This window comes from Azospirillum formosense (genome assembly GCF_013340925.1).
GTDB lineage: Bacteria > Pseudomonadota > Alphaproteobacteria > Azospirillales > Azospirillaceae > Azospirillum > Azospirillum formosense.
This window is the reverse complement of sequence record NZ_WHOR01000258.1, coordinates 1-8,309: the sequence shown is the minus strand read 5'-3', so window position 1 is coordinate 8,309 and position 8,309 is coordinate 1. Positions and strand designations below refer to the sequence as shown.

The 8,309-nt window shown below is 68.0% G+C and carries 7 protein-coding genes; 1 reads left to right on the top strand and 6 read right to left on the bottom strand.

The window, feature by feature from the left end:
- Window positions 1–97: 97 nt before the first annotated feature.
- Window positions 98–1,033, bottom strand: coding sequence for a M10 family metallopeptidase (locus GBZ26_RS23955; protein ID WP_247884889.1), 936 nt, complete (start codon window positions 1,031–1,033; stop codon window positions 98–100).
- A 444-nt stretch (window positions 1,034–1,477) separates the two neighbouring features.
- On the opposite strand from GBZ26_RS23955, the gene GBZ26_RS23950 reads away from it, so the two are divergent.
- Window positions 1,478–2,608, top strand: coding sequence for an NAD(P)/FAD-dependent oxidoreductase (locus GBZ26_RS23950; protein WP_174441002.1), 1,131 nt, complete (start codon window positions 1,478–1,480; stop codon window positions 2,606–2,608).
- 37 nt (window positions 2,609–2,645) lie between these two features.
- On the opposite strand, the gene gmhA is transcribed toward GBZ26_RS23950, so the two are convergent.
- From gmhA to GBZ26_RS23925, 5 genes are all read right to left on the bottom strand, one after another.
- On the bottom strand, window positions 2,646–3,224 hold the full coding sequence (gmhA, locus tag GBZ26_RS23945; RefSeq protein WP_174441001.1) for a D-sedoheptulose 7-phosphate isomerase: 579 nt from the start codon (window positions 3,222–3,224) through the stop codon (window positions 2,646–2,648).
- 118 nt (window positions 3,225–3,342) lie between these two features.
- Window positions 3,343–4,896 (bottom strand): class I SAM-dependent methyltransferase, encoded by a 1,554-nt coding sequence (locus GBZ26_RS23940; RefSeq protein ID WP_174441000.1) that lies wholly within the window; start codon window positions 4,894–4,896, stop codon window positions 3,343–3,345.
- A complete protein-coding gene (locus tag GBZ26_RS23935; protein WP_174440999.1) occupies window positions 4,893–6,140 on the bottom strand; it encodes a glycosyltransferase family 4 protein in 1,248 nt (415 codons plus the stop codon). The genes GBZ26_RS23940 and GBZ26_RS23935 overlap by 4 nt, the downstream gene beginning before the upstream one ends.
- 70 nt (window positions 6,141–6,210) lie before the next feature.
- Window positions 6,211–6,822 carry a methyltransferase domain-containing protein gene (locus tag GBZ26_RS23930; RefSeq protein WP_174440998.1) on the bottom strand — a complete coding sequence of 204 codons (612 nt, stop codon included), beginning with the start codon at window positions 6,820–6,822 and terminating at the stop codon, window positions 6,211–6,213.
- Between the two features lie 20 nt (window positions 6,823–6,842).
- The coding region (locus tag GBZ26_RS23925) for a glycosyltransferase (RefSeq protein ID WP_425599361.1) at window positions 6,843–8,309 on the bottom strand (1,467 nt) is incomplete at its 5' end.

Below are 8,309 nucleotides of genomic sequence, written 5' to 3'. Positions count from 1 at the left end.
CCATCACACTTCTCTCACTCCGACATGTTCTTTTTTTAGTGCTAATGCGCCCACCTCCAACTTCTCCCCAGATCAGTTCGTCGGCAGCGTAAGTTGTTTATAAGAGCCAGGTGTCGTTGCCGCCCCCCCCGTAAAGCGCGTTGTCCCGCTCGTTGCCGATCAGGATGTCGTTCCCCGATCCGCCGATGGCGTTCTCGATCCAGCAATTGTAGGCGATCCCGAGCGTCCGGGATTCCATGTAGAAGCCGGAGATCCAGGCCGGCCCCAGGTCGCTGTAGGAGCCGGGGCGCAGATCGATCCGGGCGTTCGTGGTCTGATTGGCCCAACTGATGGTGTCGTTGCCGCCGCCGTCCCAGATGGTTTCGAAGATGGCCTGCCCCGGTTGCCAGGAATAGACGGTGTCCCCGGCGTTGGTGGACATGTTGGCACCGTACAGATACTGGATGGCCGCGATGTCGTTGACCATGGGGGTATTGGGGAAGCGGTCCTGCCAGTAGCCCAGTTCCGGAGGCGACCCGACGAAGGACCGGTAGCTCATCGTGCTGAAGAGCTGGGCGTCGATGCCGGTGGGGGCGGCCGGGAAATCTCCGGCGCTCTCGTGCAGATGCTTCAGGCCCAGGGAATGCCCGATCTCGTGGACGATAGTCTGGTAAGCGTAGGAGCCCGGCGCCCAGGATAGGGACGGGTTGGAGAAGAGGGTGCCGAACCAGATGTCGCCGCCTTCCGGCAGATTGGCCACCGGCATGACCGTGTAGGCGGTCGCTGGGGAGGCGCTGCCGCCGAAACGGATGTCGCCGCAGGACAGGGCGCTGTCGGCGACCTCGGTGCAGGTAATGTTCGCCACCGCCGACCAGGTGCCGATCGCTTGGCGGATCGCGGCCTGGGCGGTTCCGGAGAGGGTCCAGACGCTGCCCGGGTCCGGAGTGAGATAGCCGTCCCGATAGGCCGAGAGGCCGGCGACACCGAAGGAGTAGGTCAGCGAAACCCCGTCGCCGGGGTTGCTCCCTTGACCCCATTTGTATCCGGAAAGCAATGAATCGATTTCAATACGCCCGCTCCCCCCGATCGCCGATACGGGGAACGTGTAATCCGGTGTGCTCATCGCTGCCACCTTCTGAATAAAAGAGGAGTGTTCGCGAAAACAGCTCTTCAGTTCAGAAATGGGTGGTGCGTCTTCAATGATTCCTAATGAGATAACGACCAAATCAGCTCTTGGGGTGAAGACGTTAAGGCATTAGGATTTTATTTTTCATGTGGGTTATTTTTGTTTTTACGAGATGTAACGCAGTCGTTGAAGTGAATCCGCTGGATGATCTTTTGCGAACCAGGCCTATCCGTCCGGACGTCTCTTACGGAACGGCAAGCCGAAGGGGAGTGGTCCATCCGGGCGCGGCCTCTCCCATCCCTCTTGCGCAAACGGCCGCTTTTGCGGCCTTGTTGGCGGCGGCTAGCCCTTTGGAAGGACTGGAGAGAAACGATGGAGCGGGTGGATTGCGTGGTGGCCGGGGCCGGGGTGATCGGGCTGGCGGTGGCCCGGCGGCTGGCCCGCGCCGGGCGGGAGGTGGTGGTTCTGGAGGCGGCGGACGCCATCGGCACCGGCACCAGCTCGCGCAACTCCGAAGTCATCCACGCGGGCATCTATTACCCGACCGGCAGCCTGCGGGCGCGCCTGTGCGTGACCGGGCGGGACGCGCTCTACGCCTATTGCGCGGCGCATGGGGTGGAGCACAGCCGCATCGGCAAGCTGATCGTCGCCACCGAGGAGGCCCAGTTGCCCCGGCTGGCGGCCATCCACGCCCAGGCCACCGCCAACGGGGTGGGTGACCTCGCCGTGCTTTCCGCGTCCGAGGCCATGGCGCTGGAGCCCAACCTGCGCTGCGTCGGGGCGCTGCTGTCACCGTCCACCGGCATCATCGACAGCCACGGGTTGATGCTGGCCCTGCGGGGCGACGCGGAGGCGGCGGGCGCCATGCTGGCCTTCCTCAGCCCGCTGGAACGCGCCCACCGCGGAGCGGACGGCTTCGTGCTCAAGGTTGGCGGGGCGGAGCCGATGCGCATCGCCTGCGGCGCGCTGGTCAACGCCGCCGGGCTCGGCGCTTGGGGCGTGGCCCGCGGGCTTGAGGGCTTCCCGGCGGAGCATGTGCCGCCGCGGGTGCTGGCCAAGGGCAACTACTACGCGCTGGGGCAGGGGCGTTCGCCCTTCGCGCGGCTGGTCTACCCGGTGCCGGTGGAGGGCGGTCTGGGCGTCCACCTGACGCTGGATCTGGCTGGGCAGGCCCGCTTCGGCCCGGATGTGGAGTGGCTGGACCCCACCGGTTACGACCGGCTCGACTACCGGGTCGACCCGCAGCGTGCCGACGCCTTCTACGGCGAGGTGCGGCGCTACTGGCCGGATCTGCCCGACGGCGCGCTGGTGCCCGCCTATTCCGGTGTCCGCCCGAAGCTGAGCGGCCCCGGCCAGCCGCAGGCCGACTTCCTGATCCAGGGACCGGAAACGCACGGGATGTCGGGGCTGGTCAACCTGTTCGGCATGGAATCGCCGGGTCTGACCTCCTGCCTCGCCATCGCCGACGAGGTGGCGGAGCGGTTGAAGGCTTCGTCCGTATGACCGGGGCGCCGCCCATCAGGCGCCCGTCATTGACGGGTCATTGAAGAAAGGCGTTCTCGACCAGTTCGCACAGCATGTGGCCGGCGGCGATGTGCATTTCCTGGATGCGCGGGGTGTCGGTGGACGGAACGCACAGACAGACGTCGCACAGATCCTTCATCCGCCCGCCGGCGGCGCCGGTCAGGCCGATGGTGCGCATGCCGAGCGCGCGGGCGGCCTCCAGAGCGGCGACGACGTTGCGGCTGTTGCCGCTGGTCGAGATGCCGACCAGAACGTCCCCGGCGCGGCCGAGGCCGCGGACCTGCCGGGAGAAGACCTCGTCATAGGAATAGTCGTTGGCGATGGCCGTCAGCGCGGAGGTGTCCACCGTCAGGGCCACCGCCGCCAGGGGCGCGCGGTCGCGCAGATAACGCCCGGTCAGCTCCGCCGCCAGGTGCTGGGAGTCGGCGGCGGAACCGCCGTTGCCGCAGAACAGCACCTTGCCGCCACTCTTCAGCCCGTCGATCATCAGCCCGGCGGCGGTCTCGATCCGCTCGGCCTGCTCGGCGAAGGCCGCGAAGTTCCGGGACGTCTCAAGCAGGGCTTCGCGGACGCGGTCGGCGGCGGACTGGCTCATCTTCGGTTCCTGGACAGTCGGTTCCTGGGAGGCGGAAAGCAGACGAACCATACGACGGCTGTGGCGGAGGGCGCCACAGCCGTCTTCATCGGCGTCGTCCTCCGTCACGAACCGCCCGTCACAGGAGGCCGAGCCTCTGCCACAAGGGCAGCTTCTGCGGCAGCAGGGCGGCCAGCTTTGTGGCGACCAGGGGGCGCATGGCTTCGGGATCGGAGATGGGGGAACCGTCCTCCGCGAAGACGGCGCCCCCGAGTGCCCGCAGCGCGTCCGCCACGAAGCCGCCGAGCGGCTGGACATCCATCGGTTGCCCGGTCAGGAGGCCGGCCAGGACAAGGCGTTCCAGGACGTCGGCCCCGACCCCGAGCCCGACCGTGGGCGCGGCCAGGAAGACCAGGCTTTCGTCGACGAGCATGCGCCGGGCGATCGCCCGGTTCAGCCGCCCGGCGGCCCGTCGCCCCTCCTCCGCAGGCTGCGCCAGGGGATGGGCTTGGTTGGCCGAGGCCAGAAGCGCCACGAAGCGGGAAATCGTGCCGAAGTCGTGCCGGGCCATCTCCGGCAACGCTTCGATCTCCCCAAGGGTCGGAGTGCCCGCGGCGAGCGCATCGAGGATCGGCAGGCCGAGCCCCGGGTCGTGACGCAGCTCGCCCAGCGGCACCGGCACCGCCAGCCCGGCCTTCTCGCGCGGGACCGTCAGGGTGAAGCGGAGCCGGCGGAGTTCCCCCGCGGTTTCCGCGGCGGGCAACCGGTCCAGGCCGCGGACGAAGATGTCGCGGCGGAACACCTGGTTCATGGCGAAGTCGCGCACCGTCTCCGCCAGGGTCGGGTCGGCGATCTCCGCCAGAAGGGGCCGCAGATCCGGGCGCACCGACAGCTCGTCGAAGTTGTGCGGGATGTTGGCGGAGCAGGCGTAGCCCAGCTTCGCACGCGCCAGATCCTGCGCCACCTGGGCGTGGCCCAGCGGCTCCCAATGGGTGTTCAGGTATTCGTGGGTCAGATAGCGGCGGTCCTGTCCCGCCATCGTGGCGAGATGCTGCCCGGCGGTGGGGTTGGCGGCGAAATAGCCGGCGCCGGCCTCGCTCAGCCGGTTGATGAAGCCGAGCGCGGCATCGAACTGGCGGTCGCTGCGGGCGGGATTGGCCGCGGCGTGCGCCAGCATCAGCTTCTGCAGGGGCAGAAGGGGCGCCCAGCCCGGCATGGCGTTGTAGCTGACGAAGACCAGCCCGCCGGGTTTCAGCGTCTTCTCCAGGATGTCCACCACCGCTTGGCGGTTCTCCGGGCTGACCCAGCTGTAGACGCCGTGCAGGACGACGAAGTCGAACCCCTCGCCCACCTCCTCCGCCGGCAGCCCGCCGGCGGCCACCTCCTGGAAGCTGCGCTCATGGAAGGCGACGTTGGCCAGTTCCGCCTCTTCGGCGAGCCGGCGCGCTCCGGCGACGTGCAGCGGGTTGAAGTCGATGCCGGTGAAGCGGCCGTGGGGGTGGGTCGCCGCCAGGATGTTCAGGGTCATTCCCTGGCCGCAGCCCAGCTCGCAATAGCGGAAGGGCCGGTCGGTGCGCGGCGGGCGGACGCCGTTCAGCAGGCAGACGTAGGACAGGTAACCAGGCGACAGCTCGCGGTAGGCACCATGGGTGTAGGCGATGTCGGCGTTGTAGCCGTCGCTCCACGCGCTCATTTCGAGGTCCTCTCTGCGGGGTTCCGTCCGGCGATCAGGTCGTCGATCAGGGCGAGGTGGCGGGGCAGGGTGACGGTGCGGAGGTCGTAATGATCCACCGCCGTCCGACGCGCCCGGTCGCGCAGGGTCTGCATCCGGTCGGGATGCTCGAACACCTCGTCGATGCGGTCGGCCAGGGCCGCGCCGTCGAAGAAGTCCACCAGAAGCCCGTTCTGCCGGTCGCGCAGCACCTCCTCCACCGGAATGGTGGCGGAGCCGATCACCAGGCAGCCCGACGCCATGGCCTCCAGGAAGGACCAGGACAGGACGAAGGGGTAGGTCAGGTAGACGTGGGCCGACGAGACGCGGAGCACCGACAGGTAGGTGCCGTAGGGAAGCTTGCCCAGGAAATGCACGCGGTTCCGGTCGATGCCCTCCCCGACTTCGGCCATCAGGATGTCGCGGTAGCTCCGTCCATCGGCGGCGATCTGGCCATAGCTGACCTCGTCACCGCCGACGATCAGCACATGGGCCTTGGGCCGCCGTTTCAGGATGCCCGGCAGGGCGCGCATGAAGACATGGAAGCCGCGGTAGGGCTCCAGGTTGCGGGCGACGTAGGTGATGACCTCGTCCTTGGGGGTGAGCGTCAGGCCCGACGGCAGGCGCAGCCAGGCGTCGGGGTCCGGCCGGACGATGGTGGTGTCCACGCCCTCGTGGATCACGCTGATGCGGGACCGCATGTAGTCGGGATAGAGCGACCACTGCCAGCCGGTCGGGGTCTGGCCCCAGTCGGCGGCCTCGAAACCCAGCGTGTTGATGACGTTCTTGGTGCGCACCCGCGGACCGTCGTTCTCGGTAACCGGCGCCGCGGGATCGAAGCCGATGTCGGCCCCGTGCAGGTGATAGAAGAATTCGAAATAGGCGAGCAGGGGCACGTCCGGCCAGACGTCCTTCATGTACAGCGTCTCGCCCCAGCCGTTGTGCCCGATCATGATGTCGGGGCGGAACCCTTCGGCCTTCAGGCGGCGGCAGACCTCGTAGACGCTCTGCCCGTAGACGACCGCCAGTTCCAGTTCCTGGATGTAATGGTGGGTTGTCGACTTCGATGTCCGGAAAGGCTGGTAGACCGCGCGCTCCACGCCGGGGATCTGCGCCTGGCTGCTGTGCGAGATGAAGACCACCCGGTTGCCCGGCTGGGCCGCCAGATGCTGGGCGATGTGCTGGTACTGGCCCGGAAAGTTCTGATGGACGAAGAGGTAGTTCATCGCGTACCGCCGATTCCGCAAGGAAGGCCCGCCATCCGCCGCGGGCCTGGATGAGCATTGTCCGGGAAGGTCAGCCCGCAGATGAGCGCAGGAAGGCGCCAAGCTCCTCCAGCGCCTCGGCCGGTGCGGGCGGGCGGAAGGCCTTGACCTGCAATTCGTACGCCTGCGACCGCCGCCAGATCGCCACCGGCTCGAACCCCGTCTCCTGCAACAGACGTCCCAGCAGATTGGGGGTGAAGCCGGTGCGGTGGGCCATGAAACGGTTTCCCGCGGCAAGCGCCGGACCGTAACCGTAGACGACGTCCAGCGGCCGGATCGGGCCCTGCCTGGACTCATAGAGCGCTTCGTCCAGCCGGTCCTCGGCCACCAGCTTCGCCACCGCCTGCAGGTCGGGCACGGTCAGCAGGAGCATGCCGCCCGGCTTCAGCACGCGCAGGAACTCCCGCAGGGCCACCGGCACATCTTGCGGGTCGAGATGCTCCAGATTGTGGGAGGACCAGACCGCGTCCACCGAACCGTCGGGCACGAGGGCCATGTCCGTCATCGAGGCGACGATGTCCGGATCGACCTTCGGATCGATGTCGAGGCGCAGTTCCCGCCACCCTTCCTCCGGCAGGGAGCCGCCGAGGATCGAGATGGCGCGCTGACCGCAGCCGACATTGAGCACGGTCTTGATGGGCATCGGTCTGGAGCCGCTCCGGATCAGTAGGGGCGCTGCTTCTCGACGAAGCGCAGCAGGACGCCTTCCAGAGCGTCGCCGATCGCGTCGGAGCGGCAGGGGCTGCCGTTCTGGCCGGCGGGCGAGCGGTAGCCGCTGACGAAGGCGCCCTCATAGACGCACTCGAAGCGCTCGGCCGCGGCGCCGCGCAGGCGGATCGAGAAGCCGATCAACGGCGTGCCCAGGCCACGGCTGCCGCACATGCCGCCGCCGCTGATCCAGGGGGTCTCCCAGCCGTTCGCGGTCAGGCCCTTGTACTCCAGATCCTCCGGTGCGATGCCCTCGACCGGGGTGATCGAGAAGGCTTCGATCCACAGCCGCTGCCCGACGGCGCCGGCCCAGTTGGAGTCGGAGAAGCGCAGATCGCCCTGGCGCTGCACATGGGCCAGAATCTCGGCGCGGGGGCGGACCGCCGGGGGCGACGCCTGAACCGGCGCGCTGTGGGTCGGCACGCCCTTGCTCGGCGACGCCGTCCCCGTGGTGTCGTCGATGCGGGCGAACTGGAGCGACAGGAGGGCGTTCGGGCGGTCGACATGCTTGTAGGAGGACAGCACCACGGTTGCGGGGGCGCCCGACACCTTGATGATGATGGTGTCGCCCGGCTTGCTCAGCCAGTTTCCGGCCACACTGCCGATCATCTCGATGGCGGCATCGGGATGGTTGCCGGGGGCGGCCGCGAGCTGGACGCTGGGCAGCGGGAAGTCGCCAGCAGCCGTCGCTCCGCCGCCGCTCGTGACGAGCAGGGAGTAGAAGCCGGGCACGAGCGCCAGGGTCTGGGCCGTCGCCTTGATCTGATTGGACGGATGGGCTTCTGCGGACGCAACGCTACCGGACATCGACGACCCCCCACGGGACTGAAAGGTTGAACAGCGAAGGTTCGGACCATCCGAATCCGCCGCTGGGCCGTCTAGCCTGTAATTAGGCCGAAAGGAAACGGACCGTCCGATTGCTACGCCATGCGGCGTATGAGCGTCAAGAACACCCAGAAGCGTGTCGTTGATTGTCGCAGGGTCCAGCAACAGTGGCAGCAGATAGCCGCCTCCCTTCTCCCGGACGCGTTCGGACAGCGCTCCCAAGTCGAAGGCCATCACCTCCAGCCCGGCTTTCCAGGCGGTGGATAGGGCATAGCACCAGGTTTCCGGTGAAATCGACGGCAGGAAGGCGATGTCGGCCCGTTGCGCCCGCACCAGGGCGACCGCCTCCTCCTCCATAAAGCGTCCGGTGACGAAGCCGTGCCCCGTCTCGAACAGCGGCGGGTCCTCCTCGCTGAAGCCGACGACCACGAACTCCAGCGGCAGGCCGCGCGCGGCGGCGTCGCGGGCGCAGGCCAGCAGGATCTCGTAGCCTTTCTGGATGCCGACCGCGCCGATCGTGCAGACGCGCCACCGGCCGTCCGGGCCGCGCGGCGCGCGGGCGGCGGGTGGTGGGGGCGGGGCGATGTCCTCCCAGGG